The sequence below is a fragment of the Streptomyces sp. NBC_00090 genome, assembly GCF_045160815.1.
Taxonomy (GTDB): domain Bacteria; phylum Actinomycetota; class Actinomycetes; order Streptomycetales; family Streptomycetaceae; genus Streptomyces.
In genome coordinates this window covers 1507883-1528284 of the sequence record NZ_CP108224.1, presented here as the reverse complement: position 1 = coordinate 1528284, position 20402 = coordinate 1507883, and the positions used below count along the sequence as shown (strand labels likewise).

The window sequence follows — 20402 nt, the reverse complement described above, 5'->3', positions numbered from 1 at the left end:
CGTACGCGCGTGGGCTCAGGCGCCGGGTGCCCCCGGCAGGTCGCCGGTCCGGGCGACGGCGGCCTTCGCGAGGACCGCCGACACGCCGAGGACCGTTCCCTTCCGCCCCGCGGCCGTGGTCTCGGTCAGCACCGTGCGCTCGCCGAGGAACGCCGACGTCGACCGGTCGAAGATCCACTGGGTCTGCTCGCCGTCGGCGGTACGGGCGACGGCGACGCCCTCGCGCCCGGCGGCGTCCTCGGCGGCCGGCAGGACGGTGACGCCGGGGATCCGTGCGGCGGCCTCGTACAGCGCGGCGGTGACCTTCGGCGGAGCCCAGGTCTCCGCGAGCAGGGTCCCGATCGCACGGAAGGCCCGCTGATCGTCATCGCCCCCGTCCCCGTGGGTCTCCTCCCGCACCAGCCGCAGCAGAGCCGCCGGGTCGGTCGACAGGGTCGCCACGTACGTGTGGGTCGGGTTCGTGACGGAGGGCGGCGCCGCCTCCAGGGTGGACGGCCGCGGCGACGCCCCCCGGTGGTCCAGCTCGTAGACGGGCAGGCGCGGGGAGAGCACGGAGTCGGCCGCGCCGGCCTCGCGCAGGAGTCCCGTGCGGCTGCCGTCGGCGGAGAGCCACACCTCACGCTGACGGGCGGGCGGAAGCGTCGCGGCGCCCCCTGCCGCGGGTCGCCCGGCATGGGCGACCAGGCTCTTGACGTAGACGAAGTCCTGGGGCCGGGCGTCCGGCGCCGGAGCCCCGGCGGCGGCGAGCGCGGCGCGGGACAGGACCCGCCCGGCGTCGGGCGCCTGGGGCTGTCCGGTCGAGACCCGGCCCGAGGGCCCGGCCGGTGCCTCCGCAGGCGCGAGGACGACGACACCGGCCACGAGCGCGCCGGCGGCGACGGGCACGGCGATGCGGACGAGACGCGGAACGGCGAGGCGGGTACGCGGGCGCGTGGCGGGCGCGGCGGCGAGGGCGTCGCGCAGGACGGCGTACCGGAGGGCGTGTTCCCGATCGGGTTCGAGCTCGGGCACGGGCGGCGGCGGCAGCAGTTCGGTCAGCTCGCCGCGCAGGAGCTCGTCGAGGGGGGAGTGGGTGTCGCGGGAGGTGTTCATGCCTGGTTCTCCGGGGTCGTTCGGGGCGCGAGGGCGGGACGGACGGTGGACCGGACGACGGCCCGGCCGGGCGGCCCGGCGGCGGCCCGGGCGGCGGGCGCACCACCAGGCGGCGATGGCGTGACACGGCGGGAAACGGGCCCACCGCCGGCGGGTCCAGCGGGTCCAGCAGGTTCACCGGATCCACCGGATCCACCGGATCCACCGGGTTCAATGGATCCACCGGGCCCAGCGAGTCCACCGGATCCCGACGCCCCACCAGGCCGGACGGCCCCGTCGGCGCAGGCGGCCGGCCCGTCGCCGGGCGGCGCGGTGGCCCCGCGGACCGCCGAGTCGGCGGACCGCCGACTCCGCCGCAGCGCGCGCAACTCGGCGTCGGCGAGCTTGCGGAGCCGCTCACGGGCCCGGGACAGCCGGGACCGTACGGTCCCGACCGGTATCCCCAGCGACTCCCCGGCCGCTGCGTAGTCCAGACCGGCCCACACCACCAGCGTGAAGACCTCCCGTTCACGACGCCGGAGCCCGGCGAGCGCGGCGCGGGCGGCCCGTAGCTGCTCCTCGTCCGTCATCCGGGAGAGGACGGCGTCGGCGAAGTCGGGCAGCACACCGCGATCGGGGAGCCTGGCCAGTGCCGCGTCCCGCCGCCGCGCCTCCCGCGCGGCGCCGCGCATGATGTTGGTCGCGATGCCCAGCAGCCACGGCCGCAGGGTCCCGCCGTCGGCGTGCACCTTCCCGCGGCACCGCCACGCCTCCAGGAACGTGGCGGAGACGACGTCCTCCGCCGATGCCCTGTCGCCGCACACACGGAACGCGTAGTGGTACAGGACCCGGGCGTGCTCGTCGTACGCCTCGCCCAGCGCCGCCGGGTCTCCGGCGCGGAAACGATCTCTCATAGGTGATTCCACATCTGGCACTGGGCGCCGGTTCGCCCGGGTTCCCGTGACCTGGGACACACTGCGGGCCGATGTGTCCCAGGTCATGGGAACGCCCCGCCCGCCACGAGCAGTGCTGGACATGAACGATCCAACGACACCCCGGTCCACGACCCGACGTACGACCCGTCGCTCGGTCCTGCGCACCCTGGCCCTGGTTGGAGTCCTCGCCGGCACCTCCCTCTCCGTGCTGCCGTCGAGCGCGGTCGCCGCGGACGGTGCCCCCGAGACGTACACGCTGACGATCCGGCACCTCGACCGCACGGGGGCCGCCACCGGCGGGTACCGGACGAACGTCACCGGCATCTCGGGCCCCGGCGCCGACGCCTCCGCCACGCCCTACGACGAGTCCGGCACGGTCACCGTCCGGCTGCCCAAGGGCCGCTATCTCCTCGACTCCACCCTGACCGGCACCGACCCGGCCGCCGGAACCGACTGGATCGTCCAACCCCGCCTGGACCTGGACCACGACACGGCGATCACGGTCGACGCCCGCACCACCGCTCCCGTCGACGTCCGCCCGCAGGAGGCCGACGCCCGGTACCTCCACAGCATGGCCTTCGTCGAGGCCACCCACGAAGGCGCCACCCGCTCCGCGAACCTCATGATGTCGCGCGCGGACCTGCGCGTGGCCCACCTCGGCCCCGCCGCCGAACCGGGCTCGGTCAAGGAGTGGATCGACACCTACTGGTCCGGCGAGCGCGCCGACTACGCTCTCGGCTATTCGTTCAGGTCCGACCGCGCCCTGACCGGTCTCGTGCGGCACCCCGCGCCAGGCGCCCTGGCCACCGTCAAGGTCCGGGCGGCCGCCCCGGACGGAGCGACCGGGACCGGTTTCGTCGACATCCAGCCCAGCGCCGGCCCCACCGTCGGACTCGTCCAGCCCCTGAACCGGCTCGCCACCGCGACCTTCCTCGTGACCCCGGAACGCGGCCTGTGGGACGTCGGTTACGCGGCCCCCGCCGCTCCCGAGACTCCGCCCAACCGCTACTTCGCGAACGACTTCGCGGTGCGCGCGGGCGCCACCACCACCCACACCTTCGACAACGCGGTCTTCGGCCCCGCCCTCGACACGGCCCCTGGCGCCCGGTCCGCGGGCGTCCGCGACGGCGACACCCTCGCCCTCGACGTTCCCCTCCTCGCCGACGGGGAGGGCCACGCACCGACCGCGCCGCGCTTCCACGACGCCACCACCACGCTCCACCGCGACGGCGTCCTGATCGGCACCCGGAAGGGCGGCCCCGGCCGCGCCGAGTTCACCACCACACCCGGTCGCGCCGCGTACCGGCTCACCGCCACGGCGACCCACGGCAGCGGCCCGACGGCGGGCGGGCGCACCACCGCGTCCTGGACCTTCACCTCGGCGGCGGCCTCCCGTCCCGCCGAACTCCCGCTCAGCACCGTCCGCTTCGCCCCCGCCCTCGACCTCGACGGCACCACCCCGGCGGGAGCCCTGGTCCGCGTGCCGGTGACCGTCCAGGGCGCGGCGGCCGAGACAGGCGTCCGCTCCCTCACCGTGTCGATGTCGACCGACGGCGGCGCCACCTGGACCAGGGCCCCGGTCCTCGACGGCCGGGCCGGGTTCCGTACCCGGGACCGGGCGGGACGGTCTCGCTCCGCGCCGAACTCACCGACACCGCGGGCAACACCCTCACGCAGACGCTGCGGAACGCCTACCGGACCCGATGAACCGGCCCCCGCCCGGACCCGGCGCGGGAACCACGAACGCTCCGGGGGAGGAGGGACCTCCCCCGGAGCACCCCCACGTCACCCCCATGTCCCCGCCACGGTCGCGGCCCCGCCACGTCACCGTCCCCACCACGTCACCCCCCGTACGTGGCCTGCGAGTCGCCGAGCACACCGGCGAAGTCCGCCGCCAGCCGCACCGCGTCCGCCGGTTCCAGCGTCGCCGTCGTGATCCGTACCGCCGGCGGCGCCGCGATGCGGAACCGCGCCCCCGCGGCGACCCACCAGCCCTGCGTCCGCAACCCGTTCACCACGGCGGACTCGTCCCGCACCGGCACCCACACGTTCAGCCCGCTCGCCCCGACCGCGCGGATCCCGTACGCGCCGAGCGCGCCGATCAGCGCCGCGCGCCGTTCCGCGTACGCGGCCTCGCCCGCCGCCACCAGCTCCCGCACCGCCCCGTCGGTGAGCAGCCCGGTCACCGTCTCCTGGAGTACGTGACTGACCCACCCCGAGGTCATCAGCATCCGCCCGTCGTGCCGCGCCAGCGTCACCGCGTCGCACGCGACCCCGGCCCACCGCAGGTCGATCCCGAGGTGCTTGGACACGGTCCGCACCTGCGCCCACCGGTCGAGCCCCGCCGCCGCGAGCGTGTACGCCGCCGCCCCGCCGACCTCCGCGTTGTGATCGTCCTCGACGACGAGGACCTCGGGGAACTCCCGCAGCACCGCGACCAGTTCGTCCCGCCTCGCGCGTGTGAAGAACGCACCGGTCGGGCACTGCCCGCGCGGACTGCACACCACAGCGCGCACCCCGCCGCGCAGCGCGGTCCGCAGCGACTCCGGTACGAGCCCCTCGCCGTCCACCGCCACCGGCACCATCCGCAGTCCCAGCGCGGGCACGAGGTCGAGCAGGTGATGAAATCCGGGGTCCTCGACGGCCACGGCGTCGCCCGGCCGCAGCTCCGTCGACAGCAGCCGCGCGATGCAGTCCAGCGCGCCGTGCGCGAACGTCACGTGCTCCGCGGGCACCCCGTCCCGCTCGAACCATGTCCTCGTCAGCGCTTCGAGTCCGGGGAGGCGAGGGGCCGCGCGATGGGAGCCGTACACCGGGGAGACCGCCGACGGCGGCCGCAGCACGGGCAGGAACGCGGGGTCCGGATGGCCGCCTGCCAGGTCCACGAGCCCGTCGGGCACGCGCGGGGGCCGCCGGGAGGCCACCGACGGCACCTCGGCCACCACCGTCCCGCCCCGTCCCCGGGTGACGATCAGGCCGCGCTGCCGCAACTCCTTGTAGGCCGTCGCCACCGTCCCCGGACTCACCCCCAGATCGTCGGCGAGCCGCCGCACCGGCGGCAGGGCATCGCCGGGCGAGAGTCCGCCCTCGGCCACGCCCCGCTCCACGGACGCGGCAATCCCCTTGGCCGTCGTCCCCTCGATCGCATATTGTGCTGCCACGTAATTGATTATGTATCAATACAAAGGAACACGCAAGGGGGACCCGTGAACCGCACCGCCCGTCCGACCCGCCCACCCTTCAAGGAACGCATCCCCGGTGGCCCCGACGGCCGCCGCATGCTCCTCATCGGCTTCATCGACAAGTGCGGCACCGGCCTCTGGTCCACCGCCATGGCCCTCTACTTCACCTACGTCACCGGGCTCGGCCTCGCCCAGGTGGGCCTCCTCATCGCCATCTCCGGCGCCGCCGGCATCGCGGGCGCCCCCCTCGGCGGCCGCCTCGCCGACCGCTTCCCCCTCGTCCGCGTCATCATCTGCACCCAACTCCTGCGCGCCGCGGCCCTCCTCGCCCTCCTCACCACCGACGACTACGCGCTCCTCGTCCTCTTCTCTGCCGTCGGCGCCCTCCCCGACCGCGCCACCAACGTCCTCACCAAGCTCTACGCGGCCCGCGTCGCGGGCCCCGACCGCGTCCGCTACCAGGCCATCAACCGCACCACCTCCAACATCGGCTGGACCCTCGGCGGCCTCGGCGCGGCCGCTGCCCTCGCCGTCGGCTCCACCACCGCCTTCCAACTCCTCCTCGTCGGCGACGCCCTCTCCTACCTCGTGATGGCCGCGCTCACCCTCCGCTGCGCCGAGCCCCCCGCCCCCGCGGCCTCCCGCGTGGTCGCCGCCTCCACCGACGCGACCCCCACCTCGAAGACCTCCAACCCCTGGCGCGACCGCGGCTTCCTCGCCTTCACCGCCGGCGACGGCGTCTTCTTCCTCCACGACTCGATCCTCCAGGTCGCCCTGCCCCTCTGGATCGTCCACGCCACCGACGCCCCCGTCGGCCTCGCACCACTCCTGTTGGTCCTCAACAGCGCCCTCGTCGTCGTCTTCCAGGTCCCGCTGTCACGCCTCGGCGCCACCACCGAAGCCGCACGCCGTCTCTTCACGCCCCTCGCCGCCCTCTTCGCGGTCGGCACCCTCGCCGTCGCCGCGTCCGCCCTCGGTGGCGGCACCCTCGCCGTAGCGGCCCTGATCACCGCGGCCGTCGCCCTCACCTTCGCCGAGATGATCCACACCATCGCCTCCTGGGAGATCTCCGTCGCCCTCGCGCCCGACGACGCCCAGGGCGCCTACCTCGGCGTCCACGGACTCGCCCAGTCCACCCAGCGCTTCGCGGGCCCCCTCCTCATGACGGGACTCGTCTCCGCGGGCCCGATCGCCTGGCCCTTCCTCGGCGCCGCACTCGTCGCCACCTGCGCCGCCCAGAACCGCCTGGTCCGCCGACGCCTCACCGAACCGTCACTGTCAGTGCCCAAGGTTACGGTGAGTGAGCACTGATCGGAGCGTCACCAGGGGGAGACATGACACGGACCGGCACCACCTCGGCACACCTCCGCCGCGCCCTGCGCCGCGAGGTCCCCAGCACCGTCGGCCTCCTCGCCGACGAGCAGGACTTCGCGGCCATGCGCCGCTACCGCACCTTCGTCTTCGACGACCACACGACCTACCTCCAGCAGATCGAAGCCCTCCTCAAGACCCTCGCCACCCAGGGCGGCCACACCACCGTCACCCTCTTCGACCCCGAGGAGTACGCGGCCTACTGCGCCGAGACCGCCATCGACCCCGACCACCCCACGAGCCGCGGCCGCTTCACCGCGCACCTCGCCACCACAGGCGCCCGCGTCACCTACACCGGGCAGCCCCTCACCACCCTCCTGCCCGAGCTCGTCGACACCGCCGTCCGCCACGCCACCTGGGAGTACGCCACCACGGTCCTCGCCACCGCCGGAGACTGCGCCACCTGCGGCAAGGACATCGGCAAGGCCGCCTTCGCCCAGGCCTCCCGCCTGCTGGCGCGCCTCCTCGAAGCCGCCGGACCCGGCGCCCACCACCTCGTCTGCAGCGTCCCCGCCGCCGACGACCAGCTCCTCGCCGTCCTCCACGCCCACGGCTCCACCCACCCCGAAGGCACCGAGGCCGCCGAGTTCACGGCCGTCCTCGCCGCCGGCATCGCCCTCGCGGCACCCGGCGGCCTCGTCCTGCGCACCACCACCCCCGGCACCCGCGACCACCTCCACGGCTGGCGGCTCACGGACGGCACGCTCACCCCGCTCACCGAGGCCGAGGTCTTCGCCGCCTACTGCACCGACGCCCGCACCGGAGAGCCCCTCTCCCCGGAACCGGGCGTCGACTACCGCGCGGGCTTCCCCCTCGCCCCCGACCCCGACGACGACTGGACCGCCCACCACTGACCCACCGACGCCGAAGGGGCTCCCCGCCACCTAGGTGACGGAAAGCCCCTTCGTACGTCAGCGAACGCCTGGGATCACTCCCCGGACAGCACCGCCTGAGCGGCCAGACGCGCCTCGTGCGCCGTGTCCGCCGTACGCGCCGCGGCCGCGGCCCGCTCGCACTGCGCGAGCGTGTACTTGGCCAGCGTCGCCCGCACGTAAGGAATAGACGCCGCGCCCATGGACAGGGAGGTGACCCCCAGACCCGTCAGCACACAGGCCAGCAGCGGATCCGCGGCGGCCTCGCCACAGACACCACAGCTCTTGCCCTCGGCCTTGGCCGCCTCGGCGGACAGTGCCACCAGGTCGAGCAGCGCCGGCTGCCACGGGTCCTGCAGCCGCGACACCGCACCGACCTGACGGTCGGCGGCGAAGGTGTACTGAGCCAGGTCGTTGGTGCCCAGCGACAGGAACTCGACCTCCTGGAGGATCGAGCGAGCCCGCAGTGCCGCCGAGGGAATCTCGACCATCGCACCGAACTTCGCCCGCAGCCCCGCCTCACGGCACGCGTCGGCGAAGGCCTTCGCGTCCGTACGGTCGGCCACCATCGGCGCCATGACCTCGAGGTACACGGGCAGCCCCTCGACCGCCTTCGCCAGCGCCGTGAGCTGCGTCCGCAGCACCTCCGGGTGGTCGAGCAGCGACCGCAGGCCGCGCACGCCGAGCGCCGGGTTCGGCTCGTCGGCCGGCGTCAGGAAGTCCAGCGGCTTGTCCGCACCCGCGTCGAGCACCCGCACGACCACACGGCCCTCGGGGAAGGCCTCGAGCACCTTGCGGTAGGCCTCGATCTGCTTCTCCTCGGACGGAGCCTGCTTGCTGTCGTCCAGGAAGAGGAACTCCGTACGGAAGAGACCGACACCCTCCGCACCGGCCTCCACCGCCGCCGGCACGTCCGCCGGACCACCGACGTTGGCGAGCAGCGGCACCTTGTGCCCGTCCGAGGTCGCACCCGGACCACTGGAAGAGGAAAGCGCGGCCTTCCGCGCGGCGGCGGCCTCGGTCAGCTCCGCCTTCTTCTCCTCGCTCGGATCGACGAAGAGCTCACCCGTGGAACCGTCGACCGCGATGAGCGTGCCCTCGGCCAGCTCACCCGCGCCCGGCAGCGCCACGATGGCCGGCACACCCAGCGCCCGCGCGAGAATCGCGCTGTGGCTGGTCGGCCCGCCCTCCTCCGTCACGAAGCCGAGCACCAGCGTCGGGTCGAGCAGCGCCGTGTCGGCGGGCGCAAGGTCCCGCGCGATCAGCACGTAGGGCTCGTCACTGTCCGGCACGCCCGGCATCGGGACGCCGAGCAGCCGGGCGACGATGCGGTTCCGCACGTCGTCCAGGTCGGCGACGCGCCCGGCCATGTACTCACCGGCACCGGCGAGCAGTTCCCGGTAGTGCGAGAACGCGTCGTAGATACCGCGCTCCGCCGTGCTGCCGACCGCGATCCGGCGGTCGACGTCCGCGATGAGCTCCGGGTCCTGGGCGATCATCGCCTGGGCCTCGAGCACCGCCTGGGCCTCGCCGCCGGCCAGATTGCCTCGTGCGTTCAGGTCCGCGGCCACAGCTTCCACGGCCTGACGGGCGCGCCCCTGTTCGCGCTCCGCCTCATCGGCCGGAATCTGCTTGGCCGGCGGTTCGAGAACCGCCGTGCCCATGTGCCGGACCTCGCCGATAGCCACACCGTGGCTGACGCCGACGCCTCGCAGCGTTGTCTCCATCTCACCCGTCTCCGATTGAGCGACGGCCCCGGCCGCCGCGTTGAATGTCGAACTCGCGGTCGTCACGAGGACGAACCGACTCAGCTCCAGTTGAAGAGCTGGTCGTCGGCCTTCACATCGCCGTCCTCGACGACGTCGGAGAGCGAGTCCGCGGTGGCCTCCAGGGCCACGATGGGACAGATGGGGGACTTGCCGGCGGCCTCGACCTCGGCGGGGTTCCAGCGCACGACGGCCTGTCCGCGCGTCACGGTGTCACCCTTGTTGACGAGCAGCTCGAAGCCCTGCCCGTTGAGCTGAACGGTGTCGATTCCGAGGTGGGTGAGCACACCGTGCCCTTCCGCGTCGACGACGACGTAGGCGTGCGGGTGCATGGAGACGACGACCCCGTCGATGGGGGACACGGCCTCCGAGGGCTCACGTACGGGATCGATGGCGGTACCGGGCCCGACCATCGCACCGGAGAAGACCGGGTCGGGAACTGCGGCGAGACCGATGGCGCGTCCAGCAAGCGGCGACGTCACGGTTGTCATGGGAAGCCTCCCAGGGGCGGAGATTGTGTGGCGCCGTCACTACCTGTCCTGGACGGCGTACTGTTCTGAAGCGTAAGTCATAAGAAGTCCTAGTTCCGCACTAGACGTACCACTTTGCGAACCTAGGACTACCCCGAAACGATTTGCGTCTACTGACGGTGGGATGTACTGTCGTACTCCTGCCTGACCCCAACGCGGCCTTGAGTCGCGGGTCGGCAGCACCTATCAAGCCAGATCCTAACCCCAGTGGTCTACACCTCTGCGTGCGTCAGCTCGCCGGGGGAGTGGTCAGGGGGACCGGGAAAGCCTGGTAATGTTTGAACCCGCCGGGAACGGGAAACGCGAAAGTGAATTCCCCCGGTAACCCGCTCCAGCGGGTGGCAGAAACGGAAACCGAGTCTGCTAAGCTGGAAACAAGAAACACCGAAGGGAAGCCCGGAGGAAAGCCCGAAGCAGGGTGAGTACAAAGGAAGCGTCCGTTCCTTGAGAACTCAACAGCGTGCCAAAAATCAACGCCAGATTTAGTTGATACCCCGTCCATCTTCGGATGGTCGAGGTTCCTTTGAAAAAGTCCACCCCTAGCCGGGTGGCACACAGCGAGGACGCTGTGAACGATCGGTCTTATTCCGACTCGATCGTTCCGCTCTCGTGGTGTCGACCCGATTACGGGTAAACATTCACGGAGAGTTTGATCCTGGCTCAGGACGAACGCTGGCGGCGTGCTTAACACATGCAAGTCGAACGATGAAGCCCTTCGGGGTTGATTAGTGGCGAACGGGTGAGTAACACGTGGGCAATCTGCCCTTCACTCTGGGACAAGCCCTGGAAACGGGGTCTAATACCGGATAACACCGGCCTCTGCATGGAGGCTGGTTAAAAGCTCCGGCGGTGAAGGATGAGCCCGCGGCCTATCAGCTTGTTGGTGGGGTAATGGCCTACCAAGGCGACGACGGGTAGCCGGCCTGAGAGGGCGACCGGCCACACTGGGACTGAGACACGGCCCAGACTCCTACGGGAGGCAGCAGTGGGGAATATTGCACAATGGGCGAAAGCCTGATGCAGCGACGCCGCGTGAGGGATGACGGCCTTCGGGTTGTAAACCTCTTTCAGCAGGGAAGAAGCGAAAGTGACGGTACCTGCAGAAGAAGCGCCGGCTAACTACGTGCCAGCAGCCGCGGTAATACGTAGGGCGCAAGCGTTGTCCGGAATTATTGGGCGTAAAGAGCTCGTAGGCGGCTTGTCACGTCGGGTGTGAAAGCCCGGGGCTTAACCCCGGGTCTGCATCCGATACGGGCAGGCTAGAGTGTGGTAGGGGAGATCGGAATTCCTGGTGTAGCGGTGAAATGCGCAGATATCAGGAGGAACACCGGTGGCGAAGGCGGATCTCTGGGCCATTACTGACGCTGAGGAGCGAAAGCGTGGGGAGCGAACAGGATTAGATACCCTGGTAGTCCACGCCGTAAACGTTGGGAACTAGGTGTTGGCGACATTCCACGTCGTCGGTGCCGCAGCTAACGCATTAAGTTCCCCGCCTGGGGAGTACGGCCGCAAGGCTAAAACTCAAAGGAATTGACGGGGGCCCGCACAAGCAGCGGAGCATGTGGCTTAATTCGACGCAACGCGAAGAACCTTACCAAGGCTTGACATATACCGGAAAGCATTAGAGATAGTGCCCCCCTTGTGGTCGGTATACAGGTGGTGCATGGCTGTCGTCAGCTCGTGTCGTGAGATGTTGGGTTAAGTCCCGCAACGAGCGCAACCCTTGTCCTGTGTTGCCAGCATGCCCTTCGGGGTGATGGGGACTCACAGGAGACCGCCGGGGTCAACTCGGAGGAAGGTGGGGACGACGTCAAGTCATCATGCCCCTTATGTCTTGGGCTGCACACGTGCTACAATGGCCGGTACAAAGAGCTGCGATGCCGTGAGGCGGAGCGAATCTCAAAAAGCCGGTCTCAGTTCGGATTGGGGTCTGCAACTCGACCCCATGAAGTCGGAGTTGCTAGTAATCGCAGATCAGCATTGCTGCGGTGAATACGTTCCCGGGCCTTGTACACACCGCCCGTCACGTCACGAAAGTCGGTAACACCCGAAGCCGGTGGCCCAACCCCTTGTGGGAGGGAGCTGTCGAAGGTGGGACTGGCGATTGGGACGAAGTCGTAACAAGGTAGCCGTACCGGAAGGTGCGGCTGGATCACCTCCTTTCTAAGGAGCACAGTACCGATTGCAGGCAAATGTTCTGCACGGTCAGCTCATGGGTGGAACGTTGATTAGTTGGCGTGAGTGAACCTGATGGTTCTTCGAGTACTGCTTCGGCGTGGAAAGAAGAGTCCGGTGGGTGGCTCACGCTTGGCACGTTGTTGGGTATCTGAGGGTGCGGCCGTATGGTCGTTGCCTTCGTGATGCCGGCCCCAGTGAACTCATCGGCTTGTCCGGTGGGGTGATGGGTGGCTGGTCGTTGTTTGAGAACTACACAGTGGACGCGAGCATCTGTGGCCAAGTTTTTAAGGGCGCACGGTGGATGCCTTGGCACCAGGAACCGATGAAGGACGTGGGAGGCCACGATAGTCCCCGGGGAGCCGTCAACCAGGCTTTGATCCGGGGGTTTCCGAATGGGGAAACCCGGCAGTCGTCATGGGCTGTCACCCATGCCTGAACACATAGGGCATGTGGAGGGAACGAGGGGAAGTGAAACATCTCAGTACCCTCAGGAAGAGAAAACAAGCGTGATTCCGGGAGTAGTGGCGAGCGAAACCGGATGAGGCCAAACCGTATGCGTGTGATACCCGGCAGGGGTTGCGCATGCGGGGTTGTGGGATCTCTCTTTCACAGTCTGCCGGCTGTGAGACGAGTCAGAAACCGTATGGATAGGCGAAGGACATGCGAAAGGTCCGGCGTAGAGGGTAAGACCCCCGTAGCTGAAATTCATGCGGCTCGTTTGAGAGACACCCAAGTAGCACGGGGCCCGAGAAATCCCGTGTGAATCTGGCGGGACCACCCGCTAAGCCTAAATATTCCCTGGTGACCGATAGCGGATAGTACCGTGAGGGAATGGTGAAAAGTACCGCGGGAGCGGAGTGAAATAGTACCTGAAACCGTGTGCCTACAAGCCGTGGGAGCGTCGGATACAGCTTGCTGTATCTCGTGACTGCGTGCCTTTTGAAGAATGAGCCTGCGAGTTTGCGGTGTGTTGCGAGGTTAACCCGTGTGGGGAAGCCGTAGCGAAAGCGAGTCCGAATAGGGCGATTCAGTAGCACGCTCAAGACCCGAAGCGGAGTGATCTAGCCATGGGCAGGTTGAAGCGGAGGTAAGACTTCGTGGAGGACCGAACCCACCAGGGTTGAAAACCTGGGGGATGACCTGTGGTTAGGGGTGAAAGGCCAATCAAACTCCGTGATAGCTGGTTCTCCCCGAAATGCATTTAGGTGCAGCGTCGTGTGTTTCTTGCCGGAGGTAGAGCACTGGATAGGCGATGGGCCCTACCGGGTTACTGACCTTAGCCAAACTCCGAATGCCGGTAAGTGAGAGCACGGCAGTGAGACTGTGGGGGATAAGCTCCATGGTCGAGAGGGAAACAGCCCAGAGCATCGACTAAGGCCCCTAAGCGTACGCTAAGTGGGAAAGGATGTGGAGTCGCAGAGACAACCAGGAGGTTGGCTTAGAAGCAGCCACCCTTGAAAGAGTGCGTAATAGCTCACTGGTCAAGTGATTCCGCGCCGACAATGTAGCGGGGCTCAAGCGTACCGCCGAAGTCGTGTCATTGCAGCGTATAGCCCCAACGGGTGTTGTGATGGGTAGGGGAGCGTCGTGTGCCGGGTGAAGCAGCCGCGGAAGCGAGTTGTGGACGGTTCACGAGTGAGAATGCAGGCATGAGTAGCGATACACACGTGAGAAACGTGTGCGCCGATTGACTAAGGGTTCCTGGGTCAAGCTGATCTGCCCAGGGTAAGTCGGGACCTAAGGCGAGGCCGACAGGCGTAGTCGATGGACAACCGGTTGATATTCCGGTACCCGCTTTGAAACGCCCAATATCGAGCCCATTAATGCTAAGGCCGTGAAGCCGTTCCGGACCCTTCGGGGAAAGGAAAGTGGTGGAGCCGTCGATCCAAGGTGGTAGTAGGTAAGCGATGGGGTGACGCAGGAAGGTAGTCCAGCCCGGGCGGTGGTAGTCCCGGGGTAAGGGTGTAGGGCGTGTGATAGGCAAATCCGTCACGCATTAAGCCTGAGACCTGATGCCGAGCCGATTGTGGTGAAGTGGATGATCCTATGCTGTCGAGAAAAGCCTCTAGCGAGTTTCATGGCGGCCCGTACCCTAAACCGACTCAGGTGGTCAGGTAGAGAATACCGAGGCGTTCGGGTGAACTATGGTTAAGGAACTCGGCAAAATGCCCCCGTAACTTCGGGAGAAGGGGGCCATCACTGGTGATCGGATTTACTCCGTGAGCTGGGGGTGGCCGCAGAGACCAGCGAGAAGCGACTGTTTACTAAAAACACAGGTCCGTGCGAAGCCGTAAGGCGATGTATACGGACTGACGCCTGCCCGGTGCTGGAACGTTAAGGGGACCGGTTAGTCACATTTCGGTGTGGCGAAGCTGAGAACTTAAGCGCCAGTAAACGGCGGTGGTAACTATAACCATCCTAAGGTAGCGAAATTCCTTGTCGGGTAAGTTCCGACCTGCACGAATGGCGTAACGACTTCTCGACTGTCTCAACCATAGGCCCGGTGAAATTGCACTACGAGTAAAGATGCTCGTTTCGCGCAGCAGGACGGAAAGACCCCGGGACCTTTACTACAGTTTGATATTGGTGTTCGGTTCGGCTTGTGTAGGATAGGTGGGAGACTTTGAAGCCGTGACGCCAGTCATGGTGGAGTCGCCGTTGAAATACCACTCTGGTCGTGCTGGATGTCTAACCTCGGTCCGTGATCCGGATCAGGGACAGTGTCTGATGGGTAGTTTAACTGGGGCGGTTGCCTCCCAAAGGGTAACGGAGGCGCCCAAAGGTTCCCTCAGCCTGGTTGGCAATCAGGTGTTGAGTGTAAGTGCACAAGGGAGCTTGACTGTGAGACCGACGGGTCGAGCAGGGACGAAAGTCGGGACTAGTGATCCGGCGGTGGCTTGTGGAAGCGCCGTCGCTCAACGGATAAAAGGTACCCCGGGGATAACAGGCTGATCTTCCCCAAGAGTCCATATCGACGGGATGGTTTGGCACCTCGATGTCGGCTCGTCGCATCCTGGGGCTGGAGTCGGTCCCAAGGGTTGGGCTGTTCGCCCATTAAAGCGGTACGCGAGCTGGGTTTAGAACGTCGTGAGACAGTTCGGTCCCTATCCGCTGCGCGCGCAGGAATATTGAGAAGGGCTGTCCCTAGTACGAGAGGACCGGGACGGACGAACCTCTGGTGTGCCAGTTGTCCTGCCAAGGGCATGGCTGGTTGGCTACGTTCGGGAGGGATAACCGCTGAAAGCATCTAAGCGGGAAGCCTGCTTCGAGATGAGTATTCCCACCTCCTTGAGAGGGTAAGGCTCCCAGTAGACGACTGGGTTGATAGGCCGGATGTGGAAGCCCAGTAATGGGTGGAGCTGACCGGTACTAATAGGCCGAGGGCTTGTCCTCAGTTGCTCGCGTCCACTGTGTTAGTTCTGAAGTAACGAACACGCCCCCCTTCGGGTGGTGCGGCGGTTCATATCTTCATAGTGTTTCGGTGGTCATAGCGTTAGGGAAACGCCCGGTTACATTCCGAACCCGGAAGCTAAGCCTTTCAGCGCCGATGGTACTGCAGGGGGGACCCTGTGGGAGAGTAGGACACCGCCGAACAATCTTTAGCCTCAACCCCTGGACTCTGTCCGGGGGTTGAGGCATTTTTGCGTTCTAGGCAGGTTGGGACCCTGTGTGCGGGGGGTGTCATGGCTGCGGGTAAGGTCGGGGGGCAACGTCGGCACGTTCCCAGCAGCAGGAGGCCCCCGGGTGGAGGTCCAGGAGACTCGCGTTCAGACGAACCGGGTCCTCACCATCCCCAACATTCTCAGCATGGCGCGTCTTCTCGGCGTGCCGCTGTTTCTGTGGCTCATTCTCCGTCCGGAGTTCGGCGGCCCGAACAGTGACGGATGGGCGCTTCTCGTCCTGATGCTCAGCGGAGTCAGCGACTATCTCGACGGCAAGCTCGCCCGGCGCTGGAACCAGATCAGCAGCCTCGGCCGACTGCTCGACCCGGCCGCGGACCGGCTGTACATCCTGTCCACGCTCGTGGGACTCACCTGGCGCGAGATCCTGCCGTTGTGGCTGACCGCCGCCCTTCTGGCGCGCGAGGCCATGCTCCTGGTCATGGTGGGAATCCTCCGCCGGCACGGCTACCCGCCGCCGCAGGTGAACTTCCTCGGCAAAGCTGCGACTTTCAACCTGATGTACGCGTTCCCGTTGCTGCTTCTCAGTGACGGAACAGGCTGGCTCTCGTCACTCGCTGAAGTTTTCGGGTGGGCCTTCGCCGGATGGGGTACAAGTCTGTATTGGTGGGCAGGGATCCTCTACGTGGTCCAGGTCCGTCGACTAGTGAAGGCGGATACCGCGGCCGATTGAGCCCGTCCGTCCTCTGCCGTGCAACGTCGCCGGCAGGAACGAGGACGCCCCAGGGCCACCGAGCGGACAGGTGAAGTCGGCAGGACCGTCGTCTCTTCAAGGAGGACGCTTCCGACATGAAGGCCGTCGTGATGGCCGGTGGCGAAGGAACTCGACTTCGCCCCATGACCTCGAGCATGCCCAAGCCTCTTCTGCCGGTGGTGAACCGGCCGATCATGGAGCACGTCCTGCGACTGCTCAAGAGGCACGGTCTCAACGAGACCGTCGTCACCGTGCAGTTTCTCGCCTCTCTCGTCCGGAACTACTTCGGCGACGGCGAAGAGCTCGGGATGGAGCTCACGTACGCCAACGAGGAGAAGCCGCTCGGCACAGCGGGCAGTGTGAAGAATGCCGAGGAAGCGTTGAAGGACGACGCTTTTCTCGTCATCTCGGGTGACGCGCTCACAGATTTCGATCTCACCGATCTCATCGCCTTCCACAAAGAGAAGGGCGCCCTTGTCACCGTCTGTCTGACCAGGGTGCCGAATCCCCTGGAATTCGGCATCACCATCGTGGACGAAGAGGGAAAGGTCGAACGTTTCCTGGAGAAGCCCACATGGGGGCAGGTCTTCTCGGACACGGTGAACACGGGCATCTACGTGATGGAGCCCGAGGTATTCGACTACGTCGCGGCGGACGTTTCCGTGGACTGGTCGGGTGATGTCTTCCCGCAGCTCATGAAGGAGGGCAAGCCGATCTACGGCTATATCGCCGAGGGCTACTGGGAGGACGTCGGCACCCACGAAAGCTATGTGAAGGCCCAGGCGGACGTTCTCGAGGGCAAGGTCCAGGTCGACATCGACGGCTTCGAGATCTCCCCGGGCGTGTGGGTCGCCGAAGGCGCAGAGGTGCATCCCGACGCCGTGCTGCGCGGGCCGCTCTACATCGGTGACTACGCCAAGGTCGAGGCCGGCGCCGAGATCCGGGAGCACACCGTCATCGGGTCGAACGTGGTCGTCAAGAGCGGGGCCTTCCTGCACAAGGCCGTCGTTCACGACAACGTCTACATCGGACAGCAGAGCAATCTGCGCGGCTGTGTGATCGGGAAGAACACCGACATCATGCGGGCGGCCCGGATCGAGGACGGGGCCGTCATCGGGGACGAGTGCCTGGTCGGTGAAGAATCGATCGTGCAGGGGAACGTCCGGGTCTATCCGTTCAAGACGATCGAGGCCGGCGCCTTCGTCAACACCTCGGTCATCTGGGAGTCGCGGGGGCAGGCCCATCTCTTCGGTGCGCGCGGGGTCTCCGGCATCCTCAACGTGGAGATCACTCCGGAGCTGGCCGTCCGTCTCGCCGGGGCCTACGCCACGACGCTGAAGAAGGGCTCGACCGTCACCACGGCACGCGACCACTCCCGGGGCGCCCGGGCGCTGAAGCGGGCAGTGATCTCGGCCTTGCAGGCCAGCGCCATCGACGTGCGGGACCTGGAGAACGTGCCCCTGCCCGTGGCCCGGCAGCAGACCGCGCGGGGAAGCGCCGGCGGCATCATGGTGCGGACCTCGCCCGGCGTGCCGGACTCGGTCGACATCATGTTCTTCGACGAGCGCGGGGCCGACCTCTCACAGGCCGGGCAGCGCAAGCTCGACCGGGTGTTCGCGCGGCAGGAGTACCGACGGGCCTTCCCGGGAGAGATCGGTGACCTCTCCTTCCCGGCGAGCGTCTTCGACTCGTACACCGGGTCGCTGCTGCGGAACGTCGACACCACGGGGATCGCGGAGGCAGGACTCAAGGTCGTCGTGGACGCCTCCAACGGCAGCGCGGGGCTCGTCCTGCCCAGCCTGCTCGGACGGCTCCAAGTGGACTCGCTGACGATCAACCCAGGGCTCGACGAGTCGCGGCCCACCGAGTCGGCCGAGAGTCGGCGGGCCGGGCTCGTACGGCTGGGAGAGATCGTGGCGTCGGCGCGGGCCGCGTTCGGCATCCGGTTCGACCCGGTCGGAGAGCGGCTCTCGCTCGTGGACGAGCGCGGGCGGATCATCGAGGACGACCGGGCGCTCCTGGTGATGCTGGACCTGGTGGCGGCCGAGCGGCGGTCCGGGCGGGTCGCGCTGCCCGTGACGACCACGAGGATCGCCGAACAGGTCGCCGCGTACCACGGCACCCAGGTGGAATGGACGACGACCTCACCCGACGACCTCACGCGAGTGGGACGTGAGGAGTCGACGATCTTCGGCGGTGACGGGCGCGGCGGGTTCATCGTGCCCGAGTTCAGCAGCGTCTTCGACGGGGCCGCCGCCTTCGTGCGGCTGATCGGTCTCGTGGCGCGGACGCAGCTCACGCTGAGCCAGATCGACGCGCGGATTCCGCGGGCGCACGTCCTGAAGAGGGACATCGCGACCCCGTGGGCCGTGAAGGGTCTGGTCATGCGCCGGGTCGTGGAGGCGGCGGGCAGCCGCTCCGTGGACACCACCGACGGCGTGCGGGTGGTCGAGGCCGACGGACGCTGGGTGATGGTGCTGCCCGACCCCGCTGAGGCCGTCACCCATCTGTGGGCGGAGGGCCCCGACGACGCCTCCGCGCAGGCTCTCCTCGACGAGTGGGCCGAGGTGGTCGAGAGCGCAGGTCACTGACGGATAGGAGCGTACGGCCGGGAGGTGCCCGTCGGGGTGCCTCCCGGCTCTGCCGAGGGGCCATTCGGCGGTAGGCCGTGCGACGTGCGACGATGTGCGGCATGTCGCAGCAGCCCCCCGTTCGGAGCACCGGATCACCGCCGCCGCGCCCGGACGCGTCGATGTCGCTGCTGAACAACGTGATCGACCACGCGCTCGACGACGGCTACGCCGAGGCGACCGCCCGGCGTGCTGCCGAGGGCGGCGGCCTGCCCCGTACCGTGCGTGCCAAGCTCGGTGTCGCCGCGGGGCTCGTGCTCGCCGCCGCCGTGGTGACCGTGGGGGCGGCCGAGGCGCGGATCTCGGCACCGGTGGTCGCCAAGGAGCGGCAGGACCTGATCGACCGGATCGAGGGGGAGACCTCGGCGGCCGATCAGCTGGAGCGGGACGTCGAGCGGATCCGGGGCGAGGTCGGCCAGCGGCAGCGGCAGGCGCTGGAGCAGCACGGTGGCGACCAGGCCGAGGTCGTGGGCCTGCTCTCGGGGGCGACTCCCGTGCACGGCCCCGGGGTGAAGCTCGTCGTCGACGACGCCAAGGGCACCGACTCCGGTGGCGGCGGTCCGCGCGAGAGCAGTGGATTCTCCGATACGGGCCGGGTGCGCGACCGGGACATGCAGCGGGTGATCAACGGCCTGTGGGAGTCCGGTGCGGAGGCCGTCTCGATCAACGGGCAGCGGCTGACGTCGCTGTCCGCGATCCGGGCGGCCGGTGACGCCATACTGGTCGACAACAAGCCGCTGGTGCCGCCGTACACCGTCCTCGCGATCGGGGACGGACAGCGGCTGAGCACCGCGTTCCAGGACAGCGCCGACGGACAGTATCTGCACGCGCTGGTGGAGAACTTCGGGATCAGGAGCAGCATTTCGGCCGAGGGCGACGTGCGCCTGCCGGCCGCGCCGAGCCTGACCGTAAGAACAGCAGAGCCGAGGGGGGCCGGGGCGGCGACGCCTTCCGGTCGGGCCACGGCCGACACAGGGAAGGGCACATCGTGATCGCCGTACTGGGCCTGATCGTCGGAGTCGTGGTCGGACTGTTGGTCCGACCCGAGGTTCCGGCGGTGGTCGAGCCCTATCTTCCGATCGCCGTGGTCGCCGCCCTGGACGCGGTCTTCGGCGGTCTGCGGGCCATGCTCGACGGGATCTTCGTCGACAAGGTCTTCGTGGTGTCGTTCCTCTCGAACGTGGTCGTGGCCGCGCTGATCGTCTTCCTCGGCGACAAACTGGGCGTGGGCGCGCAGCTGTCGACCGGTGTCGTCGTCGTGCTCGGTATCCGGATCTTCTCCAACGCGGCCGCCATCCGGCGTCACGTGTTCCGGGCGTGAGGCCGATGAGCGAGAACTCTCAGACGCCTGAGAACCCCCAGAACCCCCAGAACCCCCAGAACCCCCAGAACCCCCAGAGTCCGCGGGACCCGCAGAAACCCCAGGACCCGCAGGTTCCCGAGGGGTCCCCGCAGCCTGAGAAGTCCGGGCCGTCCGGGCCGTCCGCGCCGTC

At 67.9% G+C, this 20402-nt stretch carries 12 protein-coding genes and 3 rRNA genes; 10 read left to right on the top strand and 5 right to left on the bottom strand.

The window, feature by feature from the left end; translation table 11 throughout:
- Positions 1 to 15 precede the first annotated feature (15 nt).
- Positions 16 to 1092: a CU044_5270 family protein gene (locus OG361_RS06595; protein ID WP_405852372.1), complete on the bottom strand. Its 1077-nt coding sequence runs from the start codon at positions 1090 to 1092 to the stop codon at positions 16 to 18.
- Positions 1089 to 1985: an RNA polymerase sigma factor gene (locus OG361_RS06590; RefSeq protein ID WP_405852371.1), complete on the bottom strand. Its 897-nt coding sequence runs from the start codon at positions 1983 to 1985 to the stop codon at positions 1089 to 1091. Before OG361_RS06590 ends, OG361_RS06595 begins: the two co-directional genes overlap by 4 nt.
- Before the next feature lie 121 nt (positions 1986 to 2106).
- On the opposite strand from OG361_RS06590, the gene OG361_RS06585 reads away from it, so the two are divergent.
- Positions 2107 to 3942, top strand: a complete 1836-nt coding sequence (locus tag OG361_RS06585) for a serine protease (protein WP_405852370.1) — start codon at positions 2107 to 2109, stop codon at positions 3940 to 3942.
- On the opposite strand, the gene OG361_RS06580 is transcribed toward OG361_RS06585, so the two are convergent.
- Positions 3848 to 5167 carry an aminotransferase class I/II-fold pyridoxal phosphate-dependent enzyme gene (locus OG361_RS06580; RefSeq protein ID WP_405852369.1) on the bottom strand — a complete coding sequence of 440 codons (1320 nt, stop codon included), beginning with the start codon at positions 5165 to 5167 and terminating at the stop codon, positions 3848 to 3850. The two genes, OG361_RS06585 and OG361_RS06580, sit on opposite strands and share 95 nt — an antisense overlap.
- 45 nt (positions 5168 to 5212) lie before the next feature.
- On the opposite strand from OG361_RS06580, the gene OG361_RS06575 reads away from it, so the two are divergent.
- Positions 5213 to 6499: an MFS transporter gene (locus tag OG361_RS06575; protein ID WP_405852368.1), complete on the top strand. Its 1287-nt coding sequence runs from the start codon at positions 5213 to 5215 to the stop codon at positions 6497 to 6499.
- Between the two features lie 23 nt (positions 6500 to 6522).
- Positions 6523 to 7413, top strand: a complete 891-nt coding sequence (locus tag OG361_RS06570; RefSeq protein WP_405852367.1) for a hypothetical protein — start codon at positions 6523 to 6525, stop codon at positions 7411 to 7413.
- 74 nt (positions 7414 to 7487) lie between these two features.
- Here OG361_RS06570 and ptsP read toward each other — a convergent pair whose 3' ends face one another.
- The gene (ptsP, locus tag OG361_RS06565; RefSeq protein WP_384570782.1) at positions 7488 to 9158 is read right to left on the bottom strand and encodes a phosphoenolpyruvate--protein phosphotransferase; all 1671 of its coding nucleotides are present in this window, start codon (positions 9156 to 9158) and stop codon (positions 7488 to 7490) included.
- Positions 9159 to 9238: 80 nt separating this feature from the next.
- Positions 9239 to 9688: a PTS glucose transporter subunit IIA gene (locus OG361_RS06560; RefSeq protein ID WP_405852366.1), complete on the bottom strand. Its 450-nt coding sequence runs from the start codon at positions 9686 to 9688 to the stop codon at positions 9239 to 9241.
- A gap of 676 nt (positions 9689 to 10364) precedes the next feature.
- Here OG361_RS06560 and OG361_RS06555 point away from each other — a divergent pair.
- The 7 genes from OG361_RS06555 to OG361_RS06525 all read left to right on the top strand — a co-directional run bounded on the left by OG361_RS06555 (position 10365) and on the right by OG361_RS06525 (position 20230).
- Positions 10365 to 11890 (top strand): 16S ribosomal RNA (locus OG361_RS06555).
- 289 nt (positions 11891 to 12179) lie between these two features.
- Positions 12180 to 15298 (top strand): 23S ribosomal RNA (locus tag OG361_RS06550).
- Between the two features lie 84 nt (positions 15299 to 15382).
- Positions 15383 to 15499: ribosomal RNA gene (gene rrf / locus OG361_RS06545) — 5S ribosomal RNA — on the top strand.
- The 16S, 23S and 5S rRNA genes sit together here, the layout of an rRNA operon.
- Positions 15500 to 15649: 150 nt before the next feature.
- A complete protein-coding gene (locus tag OG361_RS06540) occupies positions 15650 to 16258 on the top strand; it encodes a CDP-alcohol phosphatidyltransferase family protein (RefSeq protein ID WP_405852364.1) in 609 nt (202 codons plus the stop codon).
- Positions 16259 to 16374: 116 nt separating this feature from the next.
- Positions 16375 to 18870: a sugar phosphate nucleotidyltransferase gene (locus tag OG361_RS06535; RefSeq protein ID WP_405852363.1), complete on the top strand. Its 2496-nt coding sequence runs from the start codon at positions 16375 to 16377 to the stop codon at positions 18868 to 18870.
- Positions 18871 to 18971: 101 nt separating this feature from the next.
- On the top strand, positions 18972 to 19901 hold the full coding sequence (locus tag OG361_RS06530) for a DUF881 domain-containing protein (RefSeq protein WP_405852362.1): 930 nt from the start codon (positions 18972 to 18974) through the stop codon (positions 19899 to 19901).
- The gene (locus tag OG361_RS06525) at positions 19898 to 20230 is read left to right on the top strand and encodes a small basic family protein (protein WP_015032176.1); all 333 of its coding nucleotides are present in this window, start codon (positions 19898 to 19900) and stop codon (positions 20228 to 20230) included. Before OG361_RS06530 ends, OG361_RS06525 begins: the two co-directional genes overlap by 4 nt.
- The last annotated feature ends 172 nt before the right edge of the window (positions 20231 to 20402 follow it).

Excerpts from the sequence above, each read along its gene's own strand:
- OG361_RS06560 (WP_405852366.1), bottom strand. The coding sequence starts at position 9,688 with ATGACAACCGTGACGTCGCCGCTTGCTGGACGCGCCATCGGTCTCGCC.
- OG361_RS06570 (WP_405852367.1), top strand. The coding sequence starts at position 6,523 with ATGACACGGACCGGCACCACCTCGGCACACCTCCGCCGCGCCCTGCGC.
- OG361_RS06585 (WP_405852370.1), top strand. The coding sequence starts at position 2,107 with ATGAACGATCCAACGACACCCCGGTCCACGACCCGACGTACGACCCGT.
- OG361_RS06530 (WP_405852362.1), top strand. The coding sequence starts at position 18,972 with ATGTCGCAGCAGCCCCCCGTTCGGAGCACCGGATCACCGCCGCCGCGC.
- OG361_RS06590 (WP_405852371.1), bottom strand. The coding sequence starts at position 1,985 with ATGAGAGATCGTTTCCGCGCCGGAGACCCGGCGGCGCTGGGCGAGGCG.
- OG361_RS06595 (WP_405852372.1), bottom strand. The coding sequence starts at position 1,092 with ATGAACACCTCCCGCGACACCCACTCCCCCCTCGACGAGCTCCTGCGC.
- ptsP (WP_384570782.1), bottom strand. The coding sequence starts at position 9,158 with ATGGAGACAACGCTGCGAGGCGTCGGCGTCAGCCACGGTGTGGCTATC.
- OG361_RS06535 (WP_405852363.1), top strand. The coding sequence starts at position 16,375 with ATGAAGGCCGTCGTGATGGCCGGTGGCGAAGGAACTCGACTTCGCCCC.